Source organism: Actinotalea ferrariae, from assembly GCF_019733465.1.
Lineage (GTDB): Bacteria > Actinomycetota > Actinomycetes > Actinomycetales > Cellulomonadaceae > Actinotalea > Actinotalea ferrariae_A.
In genome coordinates this window covers 1-1,353 of the sequence record NZ_JACVQL010000395.1, presented here as the reverse complement: position 1 = coordinate 1,353, position 1,353 = coordinate 1, and the positions used below count along the sequence as shown (strand labels likewise).

1 pseudogene is annotated in these 1,353 nt (G+C 79.8%); it reads left to right on the top strand.

The features are described from left to right. Positions 1 to 1,353 (top strand): annotated as a pseudogene (locus ICW40_RS20250) (hypothetical protein); the annotation flags it as partial.

Below are 1,353 nucleotides of genomic sequence, written 5' to 3'. Positions count from 1 at the left end.
GTGCTCGGACGAGCGCGCGCCGACGCCGGGCCGCTGGTCCTCGCTGTGGTCGTCGTCGCCCTCACCGTCGTCCTCACGCTCGTGACGCCGCGGCTCGCGGACCGCACGGCGGACGCCGCCGTCCGCGCCGCCGTCGCCGCCGCGCAGCCCGACGTCGTGGTGACCGTGCCCTTCGTCGAGACCGACGGCCCGCGCGTGCTGCCGACCGGCACCGCCGACGAGGTCGCGGACGTGGCGGCGCGGCTCGAGGCCGCGCTCCCGGAGGAGCTCGGCGCGGTGCTCGACCCGCCGCTCGCGACCGTGGCGACGCGGCGGCTCCGCCTCACGCTCCCCACGGGCGAGCTCGGCAACTCGGCGCTCACGCTCAGCTGGGTGTGGCGGGGCGGTCCGCCCGAGGCGACCTGGGTCGACGGCAGGGCGCCGGAGGTCGTCGACACGGGCGCCGTCCCGGCCCCGGAGGAGGGTACGGAGGAGGGCACGGGGGGGGACACGGACGCGCAGGCGGGCCCGGTCGAGGTCGCGCTCTCCGAGGCGTCGGCGGACCTCCTCGCCGCGGGGCCGGGTGACGCCCTCGTCGTGCACGACGCGGGCCGTGCGCTCGACGTCGTGGTGAGCGGCGTCTTCCGCCCCGCGGACCCCGCCGACCCGGTGTGGGCGCACGCACCCGGGCTGCTCGAGCCGCGCGTCCGGGGCTCGGGGCTGACGACCGAGACGCTCGTCGCCGCCCTGCTCTCGGACTCCTCGCTGCCGGTCGCGCGCCTGACCGTCGAGCCCTCGGCCACGACCCGGACGTACACGTTCCCCGTCGCTCCGGACGCCTTCGACGGCGCCACGGCGCAGCCGGTCGCCGCGGCGGTCGCGGGGATCCAGGCCGCGCCGCCGGCACTCGGGCTCCCCGGGGTCGAGGCGCGCGTCGAGACCCGCCTCGGGGACGTCCTGCTCGACGCGGACGCGCAGGTCCGGGTCGCGCAGGCGCAGGCGGCGGTGCTGCTCGCCGGCGTGGTGTCCGTGGCGGCCCTCGTGCTCGTCCTGACCGCGCGGCTGGTCGTCCGCCGTCGCGCCGCCGTGCTCGCCCACCGCCGGGCCCGCGGCGGGACCCTCGCCGGGGTCGCGGCCGAGCTCCTCGCGGAGTCCCTCGTGGTCGCCGTCCTCGGCGGCGGCGCCGGGGTGGCGGTCGCGGCGTCGCTCGTTCCGGGACCGACGTCGTGGGCCGGGCTCGCACCGGTGGCGGTGGTCACGCTCGTCGCCGTCCCGCTCTTGGGCGTGCTGGCCTCGGCGACCGCGACGGGCGGGCGGCGCGCTCCGGCGAACCTCCACCAGCGGCGCCTGCTCGGGCGGGCCCGACGGCTGCGG